Genomic DNA, 22,144 nt, shown 5'->3' with positions numbered 1-22,144 from the left:
CCCAAAGCCTGGGCTGAAATTTTACTTCTTTAGCTGAATAAGAGCGATCGCGTCCTTTCACTTTTCGGTTTAGGCAAAATCCACTCCACTACTACCCGCGATTGCCTGGTCTTTACTCAAAATCGACACTGGTGTTGATTTTGGAGGTTTTTCGAGCCTAGGGATTTGAGTAACAGTTCCAATTTTTACCCAATGCCTAAGTAAGTAGCTTGGATATTCATGATAATAACTTCTAAATTGGGTAGGTTGACTTGACCGCAGCAAGATGTTAGAAACCTTAGCCAGGGTCTTTGGTAGGATTGGTAGGTAAAATTTTTCCCCTCTATTTTCGCTCCTAGGGAAAAAAATTTGGCTCTTGAGGATGATAATCCTTTCCCTGAAGGCAATTTAGGCATTGACTGAAATTACCAGCTCGGGAAATCATTTTGATAAAGTATGTCTATACTGAGGAATGTTAAAGTTTATTGCAGATTGCTACACTAGAGAGCATAGGGTTGAGTAACAATCTAAACTATGCCAAGATCGGATATTTGGTGGCAATGTAACCAGTAACAGATAAACTAAATTAAATGTAGCGAAGTTGGAGTAAAGTCCCCAGGTTCGCCAATCTATAAAAATCATCAGAAAAATGCTGTTGGTTAAGATTTACAGAAAATAAAAGCATCATGATCGACGATCCAAAGCAGCAAGAAAAAATCTCAGAGCATCCAGAGGATGCTAATAATCGCAATGAGGAGACGAATAACGTCTCTTCAGCAAACGAGCTAGGAGAACAAGCATTTGGAGTGGAACAAGCAGAAGATTCGTCTAACCGCACCGCCCAAGAAGACTCAGAAATGCCAACTGAGGGTGATGTAGCAGCACAAGCACAACAGGAAGTAATCCCCGATGAGACGGCGGAAACTGCTGCTGATACTCAAGAAGCCTTAGCAAAAGAAATTGAGGCTCTCAAAGCAGAACTAGAACAGCGTACTCGACAAGGTGAATCCTACAAAGCCCAATATCTGCGCATAGCAGCAGATTTTGATAACTTCCGCAAGCGCACCCAAAAGGAAAAAGAAGAACTCGAACAAAAAGTTAAATGTAATACCATCACCGAGTTACTTCCTGTGGTAGATAATTTTGAGCGGGCGCGAACGCAAATTAAGCCTGCTGACGAGGGTGAAATGGGTATTCACAAAAGTTATCAGGGTGTATACAAAAATTTGGTGGATAGTCTGAAGCGCATCGGTGTTTCAGCAATGCGTCCGGAAGGGCAAGAATTTGACCCGAATCTGCACGAGGCAATGCTGAGGCAACCAACGGATGAATACCCTGAAGGAACGGTAATTGAGCAACTTGTTAGAGGTTATATGCTTGGCGATCGCGTTTTGCGTCACGCAATGGTTAAGGTTGCTGCAGCTCCTGAACCCGTGGTAAGCTCAGAAGAAGCGGCTTTCGATGAAGAAAGCGAAGTCGAAGCAAGCGAAAGTTAATTTGTCTGGGCTGCATCGAGCAAGGCTCTAGGTGTCAGTCTCGAAAATGTCAGCAGGGGGAAAAGTAAAAATGCCCAAAAATCAGCAAATTCCCCCAAATTAGAACAGTATTTTGCACACCTTTACTGCCGCTAGCTATGGGAAAAGTCATTGGGATCGACCTCGGGACGACCAATAGTTGCCTCGCTGTTTTAGAAGGGGGTAAGCCAATTGTGATACCAAATAATGAAGGAGGACGAACGACTCCTTCAATGGTGGGTTTTGGCAAAGGAGGCGAACGCATGGTGGGTCAGCTAGCAAAGCGGCAGGCTGTCACTAATGCGGAAAACACGGTATACAGTATCAAACGCTTTATCGGACGAAGGTGGGATGAAACCCAGGTAGAGCGATCGCGCGTTCCTTATGAATGTGTTAAGGGTCGTGATGATACTGTGGATGTGGAAATTCGCGGTCGGAATTATACGCCTCAAGAAATTTCGGCGATGATTCTCCAAAAGCTCAAGGCTGATGCAGAAAACTTTCTTGGGGAACCTGTTACTCAAGCAGTAATTACGGTACCAGCTTACTTTACTGATGCCCAGCGACAAGCAACTAAAGATGCTGGGACGATCGCGGGTTTGGAAGTGCTGCGGATTATTAATGAGCCAACTGCGGCTGCCCTAGCTTATGGTTTGGATAAGCAAGATGAAGATCAACACATTTTGGTGTTTGACTTAGGAGGCGGCACTTTTGACGTTTCGATTTTGCAGCTTGGCGATGGCGTTTTTGAAGTTAAAGCTACCTCGGGGAATAATCATCTCGGTGGTGATGACTTTGATAATGCGATCGTGGTGTGGATGCTCGAAAGCTTTCAAGAAAAAGAAACTATCGACTTGACAGCCGATAAAATGGCACTCCAACGACTGCGAGAAGCTGCGGAAAAAGCCAAAATCGAACTTTCGAGCTTGGTCAAAACATCGATTAATCTTCCCTTTATCACTGCTGATGACACGGGTCCCAAGCACCTAGAAATGGAACTCACTCGCGCTAAATTTGAAGAATTAGTCGCGGACTTTATTGAGGGAACGATTAAGCCAGTTGCTCAAGCACTGAAAGACTGCGAACTGCAAGCTGAAGACCTCAATCGCATTATTTTGGTTGGAGGTTCGACTCGTATCCCGGCTGTGCAAACGGCAATTAAAAAGTTTTTTGGGGGGAAAGAACCCGATCGCTCGGTTAATCCTGATGAAGCTGTAGCTTTAGGAGCAGCAATTCAAGGCGGTGTCTTGGGTGGTGAGGTTGAAGATTTATTACTGTTGGATGTGACTCCTCTTTCCTTGGGGATTGAAACTCTTGGAGAAGTATTTACCAAAATTATTGAGCGGAATACAACGATCCCCACTAGCAAATCTCAAGTTTTTTCTACGGCAACCGACGGACAAACGTCAGTAGAAATTCACGTTCTCCAAGGGGAACGGGCAATGGCAAGAGATAATAAAAGTTTGGGTAAATTTTTGCTCACAGGTATACCGCCAGCACCACGAGGTGTTCCTCAGATTGAGGTTAGTTTTGAAATTGATGTTAACGGTATTCTTCAAGTCTCAGCTACGGATAAAGGTACGGGTAAAGAACAAAGTATCCGGATTACCAATACTGGAGGCTTAAATGCTAACGAAGTTGAGCGGATGCGGGAAGAAGCAGAAAAATATGCAGAAGCCGATCGCCGCCGCTTGCAGCTTGTTGAGGTTAAGAATCAATTAGATAGCTTGTTCTACAACAATAAATCAACCTTAAAAGAATACGGCGATAAGGTTCCAGAAGATTTGAAAGTACGTGCTGAACAAAAACGACAGCAGTTGATAGCTTCACTAAAAGATGACTCTCGCAGTGTTGAAGAAATCAAAACTAAGCTTGAGGAATACCGGGCTGTAGTTTTAGCAATTGGTACTGCTGTTTATGACGCTAATCGAGGAGTTGATGCAGAATTTGAAACTATTGAAGAGGAGGTGATGATGGTAGAAAGTGAAACTTTTGCCGAAGACTCTGAAGAAGATGACGAAGAAGAACCGATTTTCGAGTTTGACGAAGACGATACTATCGCCGCTGATTACGAAGCAGTTGACTAATCAGGCTTTGGTAGTTAAAATTAACAAACTTTAATAAGCAAAGTTACCGAAAGGCGGCGCTACGCCAGATGAGAATCTGTCAGAGTGCATGGTCACAAATCGGTTCTTCGCTACACTAGGTAAGTAAGTAAATCTCAATCAGATTAACCAATAAGTAAACAATCAGCGCTTTATGGGTCGCGACTATTATGAAATGCTTGGTGTCTCTCGCGATGCCAGCCAAGATGAAATTAAACGCGCATACCGTCGTCTCGCCCGGAAATTCCATCCGGATGTGAATAAAGAACCAGGGGCGGAAGAGCGCTTTAAAGAAATAAATCGCGCTAACGAAATTCTTTCTAATCCAGAAACTCGCGCTCGTTACGATCGCTTTGGCGAAGCAGGGGTGGGTTCTGGTGCGGGCGTAGGCTTCCAAGATTTTGCTGATGCGGCTGGATTTGCAGATATTTTTGAAACTTTCTTTAGCGGCTTCGGAGGTATGGGTGGCGGCGGCTCTGTTCGTCGTCGTAGCGGTCCGGTGCGTGGTGAAGATTTACGCTTGGATTTGAAGTTGGAATTTAAGGAAGCAATTTTCGGCGGTGAAAAGAAAATTCGTATTCCTCATTTAGAAACTTGTCAGGTTTGTGAGGGTAGCGGTGCGAAAAAAGGAACCGGACGCAAGACTTGTCCTACCTGTAATGGTACGGGTCAAGTTCGCCGCGCTACTCGTACCCCTTTTGGTAGTTTTGCTCAAGTTTCTAGTTGTCCCACTTGTAATGGAGAAGGACAAATAATTGAGGAAAAATGCGAAGCTTGTGGTGGTGCAGGTCGCAAACAGGAAACTAAGGAACTGAAAATAACTATTCCTGCTGGCGTGGATAATGGTACTCGCCTGCGCGTTTCTAGTGAGGGTGATGCCGGAGTACGCGGCGGTCCGAGTGGCGATCTTTATGTTTATTTGTTTGTCGAGGAAGACCCAGAATTTCAACGCGAGGGAGTTAACATTCTCTCTTCGACGACAATTAGCTACTTACAAGCAATTTTGGGTTGCCGGATGATGGTTAAGACTGTGGATGGAGAGACGGAAGTTACTATTCCGGCGGGAACTCAACCTAATACAGTGCAAAAATTAGAAAATAAGGGCGTACCTAGATTAGGAAATCCAGTTAGTAGAGGCGATCATCTGCTGACGATTAAGGTGGAAATTCCTAGTCGGATTAATGCTGAGGAACGGGAATTACTAGAAAAGTTAGCTAAAATTAAGGGCGAAAGCACTGGTAAAGGTGGAATTGAAGGATTTTTAGGAAAGATGTTTGGCGACAGATGAACGATCCAGGAGCAAAAAATAATCCCGAACAAGTGCCTGATGCTCAACTAGATTTACGAGGTACTCCTTGCCCGATTAATTTTGTCCGGACTAAACTGCGTTTGGAACAAATGAGTCCAGGGTCTTTGTTGGAAGTGTGGCTCGATCCGGGAGAACCAATCGAACAAGTGCCTGATAGTTTAGTTATGGAAGGCTATAAACTGGAGGCTGTGGAAGATCGCAAGGGTTTTTTTGCGGTTAGAGTACGCCATCGATTGGCAGGGTGATGGAAGTAAAATTGGTTGGTACAGTTTTAGCTGTGCAGGCAAATTTTTACCAGGTGAGGTTGGATGGTGTTGAGCAAAAAGCGATTTTACTCTGCACTCGCCGCACTCGCTTGAAAAAAATTGGGCAGAAGGTGATGGTTGGCGATCGCGTTGTTGTGGAAGAACCAGATTTTGTTGATGGTCGCGGGGCGATCGCGGAAGTTTTACCTCGCCAAACTCAACTCGATCGCCCTCCTGTTGCTAATGCCGAACAAATTCTTTTGGTTTTTTCCTTGGCAGAACCCCCTTTAGATCCTTTACAATTGAGTCGTTTTGTGGTAAAAGCAGAATCTACTCAATTAGTACCTTGTTTATGTTTGAATAAAGTAGATTTAGTTAGCGAAAAAGAAAAGGATCGGTGGGAACAACGACTGAAAAAATGGGGCTATAGTCCCCTATTTATCAGTGTTACTAGCAATTATAATCTCGAAAAGCTAACTGAGCGACTTAAAGATAAAATTACGGCGATCGCGGGTCTTTCTGGGGTTGGTAAATCAAGTTTGATCAATAGGTTAATTCCTGCGGCTAACCTGCGGACTGGTGAAGTATCAGGAAAACTTAATCGCGGTCGTCATACTACTCGTCACGTCGAACTATTTGAACTGCCTGAAGGTGGATTTTTAGCAGATACTCCTGGTTTTAATCAACCCGATCTTGACTGCGACCCGGCTAATTTACCATTATACTTTCCTGAAGCGAGATCCCGACTTGCTCAAGGTAATTGTCAATTTAGCGATTGTTTACACCGAGACGAACCAAACTGCGTGGTGAGAGGAGATTGGGAACGCTACGAGCATTATCTCAAATTTTTGGCGGAGGCGATCGCGCAACAGGAATTATTGAAGCAAAGACCTGACGAAGAATCAAGTTTGAAGCTGAAAATCAAAAGTTCTGGCGAACGTACTTACGAACCGAAATTACAATCTAAAAAATATCGTCGTAGTTCTCGTAAACAGCGAAATCAGACACTTGAGGAACTTTACGAAGAAGCAAAAGAATTAGCCGAAGATCTAGATTGAGATTTTCCGATCGCAAAGTGTCGTTTTTGTCAAGCCCGGAGAAATTCTTTTCTCCACTAATTAGGGTTTGCTGATTTTCCGTTTTGAGTTGAATGCGGAAAGAATGTAGAGAGGTTTTTGGGAACTTCTCTACATTTTAAATCAAAACTAGATCGCTGTAAAGTGAGAGATCTCGAAAATTTCGTATTGAATACCTATGACTTCAGCGACGATCGCGCCAGTATCTTCTAAACTAATGAGAGTGCGATTACGATGACTACCTTGAGTAATTGTGAGATCGTCAAAGATTAAACCGGTGGATAAACCAAGTAAATCTTCAGTGAGGTTAAAATCAGCGATCGCGCTAAAGCCTTCTCCAATTATAAAGAGATCGCGACCGCTACCGCCCCACAATTTATTTTTACCTAAACCACCGTTGAGGAGATCGTCTCCCTCTTCACCGCGTAGGCGATCGTTACCTTCATAACCGAGTAAAGTATCATTACCAGTACCACCCCAGAGTCGATCGTGTCCAGCACCAGCATCAAGGAGATCGTTACCCTCACGTCCGAAAAGTAAATCGTTTCCACCAGCAGCCTCAAGGAGATCGATACCGAGATTACCATCAAGAGTATCATCACCTTCACCACTAGAGAGAGAATCATCACCCTCGCCACCAAAAAGGCGATCGCGATCGCTACCACCAATCAGTGTATCAGCACCACTACCACCAAATAACTTATTATTCCCTTCGCCACCATCAAGTAAATCGTTACCTGCTTCACCGTAAAGTTGGTCTTGACCTTCACCGCCAGCTAAGGTATCATCTCCTTCATTACCATTAAGATAATCCCGACCTTTCCCTGCATTGATAAAATCGTTACCAAGTTGACCGGAAATGAAATCATTACCCAAACCAGTCAAGATGAAATCGTCACCCTCACCAGCTTCAATCAAATCCTTACCATCACCTGCATCGATGTAGTCATTACCAACTCCACCGTAAACAGAATCATTTCCAGCTTCACCGAAGATTGTATCATCACCTTCATTACCAAAAAGATGATCCCCACCATTTCCACCGTAAAGCAAATCGTTATCTAAATTACCTTCCAAGTAATCGATACCGTCTCCACCAAAAAGCGTATCTACTCCTTCACCAGCAATCAGGAAATCAACCCCATCTCCACCTTCAAGATAGTCGTTTCCTTCACCAGCTTCTAATAAATCACCACCTTTACCACCGACTAAAGAATCATCTCCTTCAGCAGCATAAATACTATCATTACCCTTACCACCCAAGAGAGTATCATTTCCTTCTTCACCGTAGAGATAATCGATATCATCACCACCGTCAAGATAGTCATCACCTTCACCAGCTTCGAGGATATCAATACCCTTACCACCAAAGAGTTTATCGTTTCCTTCGTCAGCTTTTAAAACATCCCAATCATCACCACCATCGAGAGTATCATCCCCACTACCACCAATGAGAGTATCTTTACCTTCTTCTCCGTAAAGTCCATCATTACCCTCACCACCGTCAAGGTAATCATCCCCACCACGACCGTAGAAAGTATCGTTACCTTCTTCACCAATCATGGTATCGTTGAGAGAATTCCCCACGAGGGTATCGTCACCATCTCCCCCGTTGAGGTTATTTAATCCTTCTCCACCGTCGAGGTAGTCATCACCTTCGTTACCTTCGAGGTTATCGTTACCATCGTTACCAAACAGAGAGTCGTTTCCGATACCACCAATGAGATTATCGTCACCTTCTCCACCAATTAGGGTATCATCTCCGGCTTCACCGTAGAGATTGTCATAGCCAGCCCCACCATCAATGTAGTCGTCACCGTTACCACCGTAAGCAGTGTCGTTACCAGCATCAGCTTCGATAACATCATTGTCATCTCCACCATCGATGAAGTCGTTGCTGTTACCGCCAGAGATGGTATCATCACCCTCGTCACCGGAGATGTTGTCGCTTCCTTCACCACCGGAAATAATGTCGTTTTCCGTACCACCAGAAATGGTATCGTTACCTTCATCACCGGAAATAGAGTCATTTCCAGAGTTTCCTTCGATGATGTCATCCCAGTCACCACCAGAGATAGTATCGTTACCTTCACCACCTGTAATTGTATCGCTGTGACCTTCACCAAAGATTGAGTCATCACCGATACCACCGTCGATGTAGTCGAAACCCGAACCACCATCGATGGTATCGTTACCATCATCACCAAAGATAGTGTCGTCACCGTTACTATTTTCTTCAGCTACGAAGTCATCACCACCACCTGCGTGAATTTCGTCGTTACCATCGCCACCGTAGATGGTATCGTTATTTCCTGTAGTGGGGTCATTTTCTAAGTCACCCCAGATTACATCCAATCCTTTGTTACCTTCAATGGTATCTTGACCGAGATTACCGATAATTAAATCTTCGTCATCACCACCACTGAGGAAGTCATTACCAATGTTACCGTCAATGGTGTCGTTACCAAAGTCTCCGTAAATTTCGTCATTATCTTCACCACCGTCGATAAGATCGTTATCGAAACCACCGGAAATTGTATCTTTTCCGAGATTACCTTCAATAACATCATCACCTGCATCGCCAAAAATCGTATCGCTTCCTGCGTCACCGAAGATAGTGTCGCTGTCGTCACCACCGGAAATCCTATCTTCTCCATCGTCACCGTGAATGAGATCCGATCCTGTGTTACCTTCGATAACATCGTTATCTAAACCACCGGAAATTGTATCATTTCCAGCGTTACCGAAAATAAAATCTGCCCCAGCATCACCGAAAATCTCGTCGTTACCTTCGTTACCGGATAACAAGTCACTCTCATCACCACCATAGATTAAATCGTCACCAGTGTTACCAGAAATGGTGTCTTCACCAGTATCTCCGTAAACAAGATCGTTATCTTCACCACCGTCGATAAGATCGTTATTTAAGCCACCAGAAATTGTATCGTCTCCGGTATTACCTTCAATTAAATCATCACCTGCATCACCAGAAATAAGATCGTTTCCTGCGTCACCGAAGATAGTGTCACCGTCGTCACCACCAGAAATGGTATCAAATCCCTCATCACCGTGGATTAAATCCGATCCTGTGTTACCTTCAATTTGGTCGTTATCTAAACCACCGGAAATCGTATCTTCACCAGCGTTACCGAAGATCAAATCAGCCCCAGCATCACCGAAAATCTCGTCATTACCTTGATTACCCGATAACGAGTCGCTGTCGTCACCACCAGAGATAAAATCGTCACCCACGTTACCAGAAATGGTGTCTTCACCAGCATCTCCGTAGATTTCGTCGTTATCTTCACCACCGTCGATGATGTCGTTGTCGTTACCGCCGGAAATGGTATCTTCTCCAGTATTACCAGAGATAACATCATCACCGTTATCACCAGAAATCAGATCCTTTCCTGCGTCACCGAAGATCGTATCACCATCGTCACCACCAGAAATAGTATCTTCTCCCTCGTTACCGTTGATAAGATCCGATCCTGTGTTACCTTCGATAACATCGTTATCATCTCCACCGGAAATTGTATCTTCACCTTCGTTACCAAATATTTTATCAGCCCCAGTGTCGCCGAAAATCTCGTCATTACCTTCGTTACCTGTAATTAAATCATTATCTGCACCGCCGCTAAGAATGTCGTCACCAGTGTTACCTTCAATAGTGTCGTTACCCGCGTCTCCGTAGACAAGATCGTTATCTTCGTTGCCGAAAATGATATCGTTGTCGTTACCGCCAGAAATCGTATCGTTTCCAGCGTTACCTTCAATTACATCGTCACCATTATCGCCAGTAATGTTGTCATTTCCGGCATCACCAAAAATGGTATCTTTGTCATCACCACCAGAGATATTATCTTCACCGTTATCGCCGTGGATTAAATCGTTTCCTTCGTTACCGTAGATATCGTCGTTATCTTCACCACCGGAAATCGTGTCGCTACCAATGTTTCCTTCGATGTAGTCGTCACCAGCATCACCGAAAATCTCGTCGTTATCCTCGTTACCGAAGATCGTATCAGCGTTGTCACCACCGGAAATGGTATCGTTACCTAAGTTACCTTCGATGTAGTCGTTACCTTCGTCACCAAAGAGTAAATCTTCGTTATCTTGACCGTAGATAAAGTCGTTTTCTGTACCCCCAGAAATCGTGTCTTTACCTACGCCACCTTCGAGGGTATCATTGCCAGCATCACCGTAGATTTTGTCGTTACCGTAACCGCTATCGCCTGCTACGAAGTCGTTTCCGCCGCCTGCATGAATTTCGTCGTCACCATCACCACCACGGATATAGTCATTATCTCCGGTGTTGGGGTCGTTTTCTAAGTCTCCCCAAATTTGGTCTTTACCTTCGTTACCGATAATTTTATCTTGTCCTAGACCACCAATAATTTTATCATCGCCACGTTCGCCATAGAGAGAGTCGTTGTTGGTTCCACCGTCGATGGTGTCGTTTCCCCAGTCTCCGGTGATAATGTTGGTTTGGTCGTCGCCTACGATCTTATCATTGTGGTTAGAACCTGCGACGTGGATAAAGTTGGTTAAGATATCTTTTGCACCCCAACCATCGGTTGCTTCACCTGTGGTAAGGTTGACGGTGACATTTCCTTCGTCGCGACGATAGCTGAGGGTGTTGATACCTTCACCACCGTCGAGGGTGTCGTTACCTGCGTTACCGATAACGAGGTCGTTGCCTTTTAAGCCTTGGATGATATTGTGGGTAGTGTTGCCGATGAGAATATCGTCGTAGTTACTACCGATGATGTTTTCTAAGCCTTTGAGAGTATCTACTGTACCAAAACCATCGTAAGCGGTAGCCCAGAGAATGTTGTATGAGGGTTCGAGGTCGGTGTAGTATGATTCTGGGTTGATGGGGGTAACGTAGTAACCTTTGCGTTGTTGGCGATTATTCTGGTAAGGTTTCCACTCTTCAATATTGACAACGACGCTGTTGGGTGAGTTGTGATAGCTGACAGTATCGATATTTGCACCACCGTCGATGTAGTCGTTACCTTGTTCCCCAACTAAAAAGTCATCTTCAGTATTACCGTAGAGTTCGTCATCTTCTGTCCCACCATACAAAGTATCATTGTGTGCGCCACCAAGCATGGTATCGTTACCGGAGTTACCGTAGAGTTGGTCATTTTCTGTTCCACCATCCAGGTAGTCATGGTCTTCGTTACCAAACAAAGTATCTTCATTTGCACCACCAAGCATGGTATCGTTGCCAGTGTTACCTTCTAAGCAGTCAGTTCCCGTACCACCGTCAAGATAGTCATTACCAGAGTTACCGTAAAGGAAGTCTTTTTCGCTACCACCGTAAATTTGGTCAGCCCCATCACCACCGTGGAGAATGTCGTAGCCAGAGTTACCATAGAGGAGGTCGTTATCTCCTTGACCGTAAAGTGTGTCGTTACCGGAGTTACCTTCGAGGGTATCGTTACCAAAGTTACCTTCTAAGTAGTCGTCTTCTGTTCCTCCGTTAAGGTAGTCGTAGCCATCACCACCATAGAGGATGTCGTAGCCGCTTTCTCCGTAAAGTTGGTCGTTGTCTGCTTGACCGTAGAGTGTATCGTTACCTGTACCACCTTCTAAGGTATCATTGCCAGTCCAGCCTTCTAATAAATCTTCGTCTTCGTCACCTTTAAGATAGTCTGCACCATCGTCACCTAAAAGTATGTCATTTCCGGAACCACCGTGAAGGGTATCATTTTCCGAATTACCGTGGAGAGTATCTTGTCCTTCATCACCCCAAAGTTCGTCGTTACCTTCATTACCCCAGAGGTTGTCGTTACCTAAACCTCCGTGAAGAGTGTCATTTCCTGTCTCACCATAAAGTGTATCTTGTCCTTCGTCACCCCAGAGTTCATCGCTACCTTGTTCACCATGAAGTTCGTCATTTCCTGCACCAGCATGAATATGGTCGTTGTCTTCTGCTCCCATGATTCTGTTGGCAGAAGAGTTACCATAGAGGGTATCGTTTCCTGCTTCTCCATATAAGTTCTCGACACCAGCAGATTCAGGAAGGCTTAAAACGTCGTCGCCAGCAGTTCCTACATTCGGGAAGATAGTGTTAAAAGGAATTTCGATAGAAATTGTGTTGTCTGTGGGATCGCTTCCTGTAAAAAATCGGTAAATCTCGTTGAAAGGAATACTTATCTCTCCTTCAAGGATTGTAATTGGATCCCCTTCCCAAAAAACCCATTCTTTAATATCTACTGCCGTTAGACTTTTCGATAAACCAACTGAAAATACCTCGAATACACTGCCACTTATTCCAAGGCTTCCTTCCAAAAATCCAATGTTACCAGTTATCTTCGGTTCTAAATAAACATTTGCTGAAAAAAATATGTCAGGATTGTAGCTTAAAGTTAAATCAATTTTTGAATCATTATCGATGATATCTTTTGCCAACAGTTCATCGATAAGTTCAAAAGATGTTGAAGTGTTTTCAAATTCTCCTCCTACAATTTCAACAGAGCCTTCTTTTATACCAGTTTTATAACTATAATTATGGTCTAATTTAGCTTTAAGTTCTGCTGGAATAGTCCGTAAACCTGCTTCAATCGATACTGGTCCGAGAGGAAGACTGATAGAAGGAGCTAATATTGCATTTGCTACTGGAGATATTTTCGCAAATAATTGATCGACAGCAAATGTGGCATTAATAAAGTCTTCGGTTTCATCATAAAGTTCTAGTGAATATTCTCCATCAGTTGTAACATTTGCTTCTGGTAGCAAATCAGGAATTGTTACTCCTACACTACCAACATCAAGTATACTTAGATCAATTGAAGTGGAGGAGTTTTCATCCAAGTAATCAAGGATATCAGTAGTATTCAGATTAAAAATTTCGTATGAAAGATTGTTGCTACCTCCTGGCATAAGAGTAGCACTTCCTGAGTAATCATTACCAAGTGCTGAAGCCTTGAAGAAAGCATCAAGAGAACCAATGTCATAGTTTAAAATAGTATCTAAAGAAGCGAAAAGAGAAGGTGCTATAAATTCAAACTCTCCATCATAGATATTTGTGAAATCAAAAGTTAGTTGATTATTAATTGCACTAGCATCAATAGATGAATTAAATGGTAAATCAACATTAATTTCTCCAAGATTATATCCTAGATTTAATTCAAATCCTGTTTCAATTGATCCTCCATTCAAAGTTATACCTGCACTAGCTTTTCCAACTTCACCACCAAAAACATCAATATCAACATTATAGGAGTCGCTTTTATTTCCGTAATTGAAAGTTGTTGTGAAGGCATCACCTGAATTATACTCCTGATAATTGCTTATCTCAGTACCGAAGAAGTTATTAATGTATTCCGCAGTATTTCGCTGAAAATTAAATCCCCCAAAACTAAGATTTTCTGAGTAGGTCGTTGTCCCGATTGATTGTTCAATAAAAATACTTTCATTATTCAAGCTTAAAATACTAGAGTCATCTTCTTGTCGAAGTAACTTCAAAGTATCAGAATCTAAATCCTCACCCAAAATAGTCGCTGAAAATACTCGTCCTTCATCTCCAGGTGTATCTGTTACATTTATTTGATAATCTATATAATGTCCAAACTCTTCTAAAAAAACACTCTTCACTACATCAGTATTATCGCTGTAGCAACTCAAGAAATCAGAGGAAAAATAAATAGTATTTGTTGTACCTGCATAGGCAGCATTTGCTCCATTTAGTTCTTCTACAGTAAGAATTTTAATGTTAGGGAATGAATCAAAATTGCTAGAAGCAAAAGCTGTTTGTAGTTGGCTATAATCGTTATTTTCACCAAAAACTAACTTCATTTTGCTGCTGAATTCTGAGTCTTGAGAAAATGTTTGTAGTTCTTCTAGAGATAGCTGCTTTGCTGTTTCTACTAGCGAGAAGAGACTGTCAATGTTTTCTACTGATTCGTTAGGTAACAAGTCGTTGTTGAAAGTGGGTTGGATATTTTGATCTGCCATTTTGAACACTCCTGGTTTTTTAGTAGATGAGAATCTTTTCAGCGCTTTAACGCTGACTACGAACGAAACATTTGAACTAATTAGGGAAGGGGTGAGATGCTCTGCAACCGTCTTCCTAGATTTTTCTTTGGTCGCTGGTTACGGTTTTTATGCACAGCTTTGCATTTCTTTACAAAGTTTCTGGTTGGTTTCCCTAGGGGGCTGAGGTTGTTTGATTTCGCGGCTGGCGACAAGTTCGCGTAATCTTGGGGTGCTGAGTTGATAAATTGCTAGATAGTCTGGTAGTTCCCACATTTTTTGTTTGGTTAGTGTAAGTTGTTTTACTGGTGTTTACACTGAATTGAGGTACAGCGTCAGTGGAAGGTAGGTATGAGAGTTGCCCACTTTGATTGCTATTTTTGTGGGGATTTTTGTTTTCTCTACCTTCCTATTGGGGTTTCGGTCGGGGTTTGCGGTTTTTATGCAAGTGGGCGAATTTTGTTACAAAAGTTAATGTTTAGAAAAGCGAGTTTGTTTTTGTTGAGTAGTTTGGATTCCCCAATGAGCTGCCGTGAAGATTTATAAAGATGATAGATTTGATGTAATTAAGTGGTGAGAGCAAGTATTAAATCCGATCGCTCAAATATTCCTTTGCTTCAGTAGCAGGTAATCAGGGTTTCGAGATTTTACTATTTCCGGTACGTCTAAGAGGAGTAATATAAAAGGAGTTGTTGCTTGACAATTGGCTCTTCAGCAGCGATACACTAAATCGAGCGATCGGCGATCGCTCGCAGCAAATTGAAAATAAGAAAGATGTCTTAAGTGAGTTTTGTTGAACTAACTATTAGTATCGTAAGTTAGTTGCAATAATCCAGAATCATAGCTTGCGACCTTTTTCAAATCAAGCTTTAACTCCAGACTGGAATTTTTAATAATCAGAGGAATCCCATCTCCAAGGATAATTGGTTGTATGGCAAGAATCAAGCGATCGATCGCATTATGTTTGAGGAAATAGTGTATTGTTTTTGCACCTCCAATTAACCAAATATCACCTTGATTTTTTTTACGGAGATCGTTAATAAACTTTTCGCTCAATTGAACGAATTCTACATTCTCATCTTTTTTTCCTGAAAGAGTACGGGAAAAGACGAAGCCTTGTTTACCTTCATAAGGATATTCGTCAAAATCGAGAATTTGTTGATATGTGTTCTTCCCCATCAATACTGTATCAATCTGATTGAAAAATTCAGTATATTCATGATCTCGATCGGAATCTCGCTTGCTAGATAACCAGTCTAATTCGCCAGATTTTCTAGCAATATATCCATCCAAACTACAAGTTATAAATAAGATTATTTTGGGCATAGATTTTTTTAGAGATAACCGGGACTGAACTTACTCAATTATAGCTAAATTAAGCGAGTTTTTCCTGACGATCGCTTACGAAGTAACAAACAGATTTGGGTGCGAGTGACGATCTTTAGTATACAACAATCATGCTCGGGAGAATAACTTTTTGTTTGAGGGACGAAGTGAAGGTTAGATAAGGCTTAAAACTTAAAAGATTTACTTAACAAAGTTAGATCGCTAATTGCAAAGGGCATTTGCATCATTGCGTTAGTTCTGGGTTCGAGAGAAGTCTCTAAAATTTGAGGAAATCCATCCATTTCTTCTACTAGCTTAATAGATATAGGTTGACCTGAATTAATTACTAAAGTTAAGTCAATTCCCTCATCAGGAAAAGCCTGATATTGTAATCTCCACTGATTTTTTAGCTCGTTAGACATCAAGGAATTAGGATCGGTAATTATTTGTCCATTAATTTGAGAAACTAAAACTGTTGTGGGAGAATTTAGATAAATATTCATAACTCTAGTTTTCTGAGATGAACTAATATGAAAATCTAAAGTTCTAGTTTCATTATTTACTCGCTCGTTAACTATCTCAATAGTTGGAGGATTTAAAGAGACAAGAGGAGCCTTAACTTTAAAAATATACCTTTCATTAGGGGGATAATATTCTGAATTTACGAGTATATATTCAGCGATATCGAATTGTTCAATTAGATTACCTCGTTTAACATCTTCGACAAAAAACTGAGATGTCCACTTGTCTGTAGGTGCATTAAAACTTACCCAAGCTGCTTGGTTTGTATCGGCATTTAATTCATAAAATATACTATTTGCTAAAGGATGATTCGCGTTAAAATCTGCTTTGACAAGCCCGATAATGATAAGAATTATACTGACTAACAATGAGCTTGTAGGTAAAATCCATTTTGGGGGTGTATCGAGTAAATAAAAATGGGGAATCAATAATCCTAAGAGGAGCATTAAGAGAATTATAACTAAGGCAGCAAAGTTGACCGTTAAAGCAATAAATGCCAAATATATTGTCGGAATTAAAAGTACGATTCCGGGAATAGTACAGAAAGAAATGATAATTAAGTGTTGCCAAGAAATCAGCTCTTTGGGCGGGGATTTAAAAGTAAATATAAAGCCAATAAGTCGAAATAATAAGGGCAAGGTAAATAGATAACTCGTACCTGGTAAATACCAACTACTTAAAATCGCGAGTATCAACCACCAGAGCGTTGCCCCTATTGCCAAATTATCCCCATTTAGTTTTTGAGATAGCCAAATGTAAATGCCTGAACTAATGCCAAGAGTAAGGGCTACAAAACTACTAATATAAAAATTGCTATTGTAGGTATTGAGGTAATAATAAAAACTGTAGTCGTAGAAAGATGACCAGTTATAAGCATCATGGATTTTACATATTCCCCACCAGGTTAAGAGGATCGCAATTTCAGCGCAAATCATGCTGAATAACCAAGCTAAAAAGCCCCAAGTAATGCCAGAGAAGGTTAACTGTCCTTGTCTAAAACCTAAGATTACAACTAGAATAAATAATAAAATGACTAAAATTGCTAAAGGGATAACCCAGGCTTCAGAGTAATGAATCAAAGTTAAACCAAAGAGATCGAAGTAAATAGCATTAACTTTTGACTGAGTTTCTAAATTCAGGTTGCCAAAATGACGCGCGATCGCTAAGGCATAATTACCATGATGCTGAAGACTCCGTCGATCGAGATTGTCAAGATTATCTAAGGCACTATGATAGTTAAAACTATCATTGATATAAGCAAAATTTAAGCCAGCTAATCCCACCTTTTTAAAGATGGTCATATCGGTTTCATTAGGTAAGAGATTTGCTAAACTAGAAGCAAAAGAATTGATAAACGGATGAGTAGTTAATTTAGCAAATTCTTGAATCAACCAATCATTATTTTTACTGGTTTCAAACATGAAACTGGCTCCACTAGTACCGCGAGCTTCAAAATTTACTGCTAGTTTGATATATTTAGCCCAGGGGTGTCGCTCGACAAAAGCTTTTGCTCCTAGCAGTCCAACTTCTTCGCCATCTGTAAAGAGAACAATTACATCATTTTTGAGAGGTAAACTTGCTTTTAAAGCTCTGATTGTTTCTAAGATTGCTGCTACTGCGGCGCCATCGTCACTAGCTCCAAGACTGTTTGGCTCGGAGTCATAATGAGCTGCTAGTAAGATAGCATTCTCGGTATTCTCTGTTCCTTCTAACTTAGCAATAATATTATTGACAGTTCCTGCGAGAATAATCTCGTCCCACATTGAGTTAATAGCAGTGGTTGTTTGAATTTGAGGGTTAAGTCCTAAATGAGTTAACTCTCGGACAAGATAGTCTCGAACTTTTTGGTTTGCTGCTGAACCAATAGGATGAGGTTTTTCGGCAATGACTTCCAAGTGTTTCAAGGCTCGACTTGCAGAAAATTCGGTGAGAGGAGCATCTAATGGTTGTACTGCGGGCGGTTGAGTTTGAAAGACGGAAAAAAAAGCTAAAAAGATAATCAACAACCAACTTAGAAGGATTTTCTTACTCATTATTTTAAGGTAGGAATTAAGTAAAAATTTTCTGAAGGAGCAAGAGTACCGCCTCGAAGTTGAGGCTTAATTGAATCAAGATTTGTTGAGGTGAGTTGCAGATGAGATAAAATTTTTGCCAGAATCAACTTCATTTCAAATTGGGCAAAAGCCACGCCAAGACAGCGACGATTACCACCCCCAAAAGGAAAAAATTCAAAAGGAGAAAATTTCTTTGCCAAGAAACGTTCGGGTTGAAAAGATTTAGGCTCAGGATATAAGTCTGGTCGTTGATGAGTTAAGTAAATACAAGGCGAGATCAAAGTTCCTGGTTCTAAATCGTAGCCCATGATTGGAAATGGTGCTTGTAAAATTCTGGGAAAAGTAAACAAAACAGGCGGGCATATTCGTAACGTTTCCTGACAAACTGCTTCTAAATAGGGAAGTTGAGTAACTTCCAGGGGTTCGGGATGAGAACCAAGAGTTTCTATTTCTGTGAGTAGCTTTTTGCGGACTTCCGGTAGACGATGAATCCAGTACAAAGCCCAGGCTAAACTTGAGGCAACATTATCGTGACCTGCTACTAATAAAGTCATCAACTCGTCCCGTAATTCTATAGGGGTCATTGATTGACCTTGTGAATCACGAGCGGCGATCGCCAAGCTGAGGACATCTTCACCAGACAAATTCGGATCGTTTCGTCGCTGGTGAATTTCTTCATAAATGAGTTCGTCAGCTTGCTTGCGGGTGCGCAGAAAGTTTCCCCACAAACTCCAGGGTCCCAAATCTCGCTGTAATGCTTCGATAAATAAAAAGCTAGATCGCCAAGGAGAACTAAATATATTCATCATTGAAGTTAGTAAATTTTCAAGTTGTTGCAGGCGGTTTCCCTCATTTAAGCCAAAGACAGCACGCAGGATCGTCTGCATCGAAATTTGTTGCATCGCAGACCGAACTTGGAATGGTTTACCTATTGTCCATTGGCTAATAATTTGCTGAGTAATATCAAAAATCAGTTGACCATAAACCCGCATTCGCTCCCCGCGAAACGGAGGAGATAACAACCGTCGTCGCTCCTCATGGCGATCGCCATCCATAAAGATAACTGAGTTCGCTCCCAGTAACGCTGGAGGTAAAATCTTATTACCTTGTTCTAAGTTAAATATTTTGGGATCGGCGGTGAAAATTTCTTCGATCGCCTGGGGATTGCTCACAATCACAGACGGAGGATAGCTCAGAAAGCGGATCGTGAAAATGTCACCATAGCGTTGATTACACCGCTCCAAATAATTTAGAGAATTAGTAATTAACTCGATTGTCTGGATTAACTCTGGCGATCGCGGTCCTTCTGGGAATTTCATCTTAATTTCTCCCCATACTACTCAAGTCGGCTATGCTGCATTCGGTTGTTCGGGGTATCCAATCAGATAGGCGATCGGTAAAGATTTCAAGTGAGGAGGATAAATTTTGCCAATGTCCCAATGATATCCCTCACTGGCGATCGCACTTACCATCTCTTTTAAATCCTGTTCCGAATAGGTTCTCATATTAGACACAAAACCATCCCAAACAAAAGATAATACCACTACTGGAGTCATATAAGCCCAAAAAAATCGACTCCAATTAAAAGGTTTAATAAATGGCGTCAGAAATAACACTGTCAAAGGACTAAAAAGTGTATTAAGTACCAAATTTTCCCAGCGCCTTTCTGTCGATTCAAAAATACAAATTGCTGTTTGATTTTTCACCGCATTTTGTAAAACCAACCTAGCTTGTTTCGGCGGCAGATGATGATAACTCGCAAAAATTGTTCGTACTCCCTGCAACTCAACAGGAATTGCGGTAGCATCGACTTCATCCGCAATGTACTTTATTTGTCCAGTAGTTTGTGCCGATATTTTCTCAAACGCTGGGATATTAGGATACTTATCTGTCAGCGTTACTGAAACAGGATAATTTTGCTCTGCAAAAATAGGAAGAAGTTGAGTCCAAGGGCCTGAAGATCCAGAACACAAATCAAGAACTTCTCTTGTCTTCATATGTCTCATAACTTTGGTAATATAGGGAACAACAGGCTCATAAACCCGATACATCTTCCAGAGAAATTGTAAATAGTCAGTGTTCAGTTCGCGGACCGTTTTCGGAAACCATCGTTGATCTACAAACTCAAACAAGTGGACTCGCTTCATCCTCACTTTCCCCTCTTATTTGCTAATATCTAACCAGCCAATCGCATCTCAATCATTCTGAGAATGCTCAAACTCATAAACATAGAAAAAGCGGCTGAATTTTTTTAACATATACCCCACTAAAGCAAAAAAGATTGCACTGCCAACAGCCCACCAAAATAAGCCACTAGGAGGAACAACTAAAGCTGAGGAAAAGGTTCTCATTTGTCCTGCAAGTATTTGAACCGCTACAGAACGAGCATCCACAAGTATACCCAAGCACAAACAAACAATAGAAGCAAGATAAACTAACACAGTCAAGCGATTGATATTTTTTAAAGCATTTTGGCAAACAAGGCAGTGTTGTGTATGAGTTGTCCAGAGATCGAAAAGCTTCTGCTTATCCCGCTCTGGTGGTGGGAGTTCCGGGTTGCATCCTGAAGCCCAAGGAATCTCACCTCCAGCTCTATACTCTAACCACTTCCGGAAGGTAACAACCATTTTATCTTGAGGATTGGGCAGATAGAGTTCTTCCAGCCATTGACTTTTCTCCCATTTAGTTAAAAATTTCTCTTGATAATGAAGAAATACTAAATCTTGTTGAGCAAAAAGCGAGGACATGATGTGACTGAACCAAGCTGGTAAGGGAAAACCAAACAAAAACAAACTTCTCGGTTGTTTCTTTTGCTCATTTTTAACCAAGATCTGACATCCAATATGACGACACCAGCCCGGACGAGTGGGACTGGCATAGAATGCCAAAATTAAGCGGCTATCGTCCTCATAGGTGTAGGTGATTTTTAAACAGCAGGGAGGCTGAAAATCATGAAAAAATCGCTTAACTTTTGAATAGATAGATGGAGTAATTTCAAAGGAAAAACCTTCCTGTGTCGAGATTTTTTTAACTGGAACCATGTCGAAATACTTGGCATCTTTATACCGATTTCCGACAATGTTATGGTGAGAAATTGGTCCGTGAGCGGGATCTGAGAGATTTTCCATAAAGAAATCCCATCCATAGGGAAAATCTCGCACGTAAGGAGTTAAACTCTGGATTCTATCTGAGTATTCTTCTAGCTCTGGAATAATTCGGGGTTTCCTTAACTGACTTTCCAACAAAGCTTGTTCGCCAGATTCTGCCCATACCCAGAGCAAACCTTGACATTCCTGGGTTGGATAAGCTATAGCACAAGACTTCGGATTCGAGCAATGTTTGGCTTCAGTTAACTTATCGAGAGACTGGGGTATACTGACACATTTTCCTTCTCCGTTAAAGCGCCAGCCATGATAAGCACATAATAAAGTACCATCAGACTCGATACGACCTTCAGAAAAAGGGACTCCCCGATGAGGACAGAAATTGTCAAAGCAACGCCATTGACTTCCTCCATCACGCCAGAAGACAAGTTCCTTACCTAGTAATTGGATACTGTGGGGACGGGTTGGATCTAAAAATGCTACAACAGCTAACGGATACCATTGTTTCGTCCACTGGAATGTCTCGCTTTCTTCGAGTAATTTCTCGACAGAATCTGATGGGTTCTGTTGAAAACTTTGATAAGTATCCATAGTTATTCTTTTTTTGTTTGCTGTCGGTTTATTTTCACGAGTGCTTCTCTGTGGGAACAATGAGGTAAAAGATAGGTCGCAATTAACAATATTTAAGTTAATTTTTGCGAGCAGACCTAATTTTCCATATCTGCCATTTTTTGACGTAGGCTAAGGGGTCTCATATCAACCCATACTTCTTTTATGTAGGATAAACATTCCTCCTTCTTCCCACTTTTCCCAGCATCTTTCCAACCTAGAGGATTTTCACGGTCTACGGGCCAGATAGAATATTGTTCTTCGTGATTGACGACAACTTTATAAATTGTTGCGTTCTCTTGTTCGTATGTACTCATT

At 41.7% G+C, this 22,144-nt stretch carries 13 protein-coding genes; 5 read left to right on the top strand and 8 right to left on the bottom strand.

Features of this window, described 5'->3' with window-relative positions; genetic code table 11:
• Nucleotides 1-665: 665 nt before the first annotated feature.
• The 5 genes from grpE to rsgA all read left to right on the top strand — a co-directional run bounded on the left by grpE (nucleotide 666) and on the right by rsgA (nucleotide 6,210).
• A complete protein-coding gene (grpE, locus tag G3T18_RS05480) occupies nucleotides 666-1,475 on the top strand; it encodes a nucleotide exchange factor GrpE (protein ID WP_224409528.1) in 810 nt (269 codons plus the stop codon).
• 137 nt (nucleotides 1,476-1,612) lie between these two features.
• Entirely contained in the window at nucleotides 1,613-3,580 is a 1,968-nt protein-coding gene (dnaK, locus tag G3T18_RS05475) for a molecular chaperone DnaK (protein WP_224409527.1), read from the top strand.
• A gap of 172 nt (nucleotides 3,581-3,752) precedes the next feature.
• A complete protein-coding gene (gene dnaJ, locus G3T18_RS05470; protein WP_224409526.1) occupies nucleotides 3,753-4,886 on the top strand; it encodes a molecular chaperone DnaJ in 1,134 nt (377 codons plus the stop codon).
• Nucleotides 4,883-5,152, top strand: a complete 270-nt coding sequence (locus tag G3T18_RS05465; RefSeq protein ID WP_224409525.1) for a sulfurtransferase TusA family protein — start codon at nucleotides 4,883-4,885, stop codon at nucleotides 5,150-5,152. Before dnaJ ends, G3T18_RS05465 begins: the two co-directional genes overlap by 4 nt.
• Nucleotides 5,152-6,210: a small ribosomal subunit biogenesis GTPase RsgA gene (rsgA, locus tag G3T18_RS05460; protein WP_224409524.1), complete on the top strand. Its 1,059-nt coding sequence runs from the start codon at nucleotides 5,152-5,154 to the stop codon at nucleotides 6,208-6,210. Before G3T18_RS05465 ends, rsgA begins: the two co-directional genes overlap by 1 nt.
• Nucleotides 6,211-6,357: 147 nt before the next feature.
• On the opposite strand, the gene G3T18_RS05455 is transcribed toward rsgA, so the two are convergent.
• From G3T18_RS05455 to G3T18_RS05420, 8 genes are all read right to left on the bottom strand, one after another.
• Nucleotides 6,358-14,193: a calcium-binding protein gene (locus G3T18_RS05455; RefSeq protein ID WP_224409523.1), complete on the bottom strand. Its 7,836-nt coding sequence runs from the start codon at nucleotides 14,191-14,193 to the stop codon at nucleotides 6,358-6,360.
• 147 nt (nucleotides 14,194-14,340) lie between these two features.
• Nucleotides 14,341-14,487 carry a hypothetical protein gene (locus G3T18_RS05450; protein ID WP_224409522.1) on the bottom strand — a complete coding sequence of 49 codons (147 nt, stop codon included), beginning with the start codon at nucleotides 14,485-14,487 and terminating at the stop codon, nucleotides 14,341-14,343.
• A gap of 522 nt (nucleotides 14,488-15,009) precedes the next feature.
• Nucleotides 15,010-15,537, bottom strand: coding sequence for a dihydrofolate reductase family protein (locus G3T18_RS05445; protein ID WP_224409521.1), 528 nt, complete (start codon nucleotides 15,535-15,537; stop codon nucleotides 15,010-15,012).
• A gap of 185 nt (nucleotides 15,538-15,722) precedes the next feature.
• Nucleotides 15,723-18,092 carry a M20/M25/M40 family metallo-hydrolase gene (locus G3T18_RS05440; protein ID WP_224409520.1) on the bottom strand — a complete coding sequence of 790 codons (2,370 nt, stop codon included), beginning with the start codon at nucleotides 18,090-18,092 and terminating at the stop codon, nucleotides 15,723-15,725.
• Nucleotides 18,092-19,432, bottom strand: a complete 1,341-nt coding sequence (locus G3T18_RS05435; RefSeq protein ID WP_224409519.1) for a cytochrome P450 — start codon at nucleotides 19,430-19,432, stop codon at nucleotides 18,092-18,094. The genes G3T18_RS05440 and G3T18_RS05435 overlap by 1 nt, the downstream gene beginning before the upstream one ends.
• Nucleotides 19,433-19,462: 30 nt before the next feature.
• Nucleotides 19,463-20,260: a class I SAM-dependent methyltransferase gene (locus tag G3T18_RS05430; RefSeq protein ID WP_224409518.1), complete on the bottom strand. Its 798-nt coding sequence runs from the start codon at nucleotides 20,258-20,260 to the stop codon at nucleotides 19,463-19,465.
• Nucleotides 20,261-20,308: 48 nt separating this feature from the next.
• Nucleotides 20,309-21,808: an aromatic ring-hydroxylating dioxygenase subunit alpha gene (locus G3T18_RS05425; protein WP_224409517.1), complete on the bottom strand. Its 1,500-nt coding sequence runs from the start codon at nucleotides 21,806-21,808 to the stop codon at nucleotides 20,309-20,311.
• Nucleotides 21,809-21,924: 116 nt separating this feature from the next.
• Nucleotides 21,925-22,143: an MbtH family protein gene (locus G3T18_RS05420; protein WP_224409516.1), complete on the bottom strand. Its 219-nt coding sequence runs from the start codon at nucleotides 22,141-22,143 to the stop codon at nucleotides 21,925-21,927.
• Between the last annotated feature and the right edge of the window lies 1 nt (nucleotide 22,144).

It is taken from the genome of Oscillatoria salina IIICB1 (assembly GCF_020144665.1).
In the GTDB taxonomy this organism is placed as follows: Bacteria; Cyanobacteriota; Cyanobacteriia; order Cyanobacteriales; family SIO1D9; genus IIICB1.
Note: the sequence above shows the minus strand (reverse complement) of the source record. Positions and strands in the feature narration are given on the sequence as shown.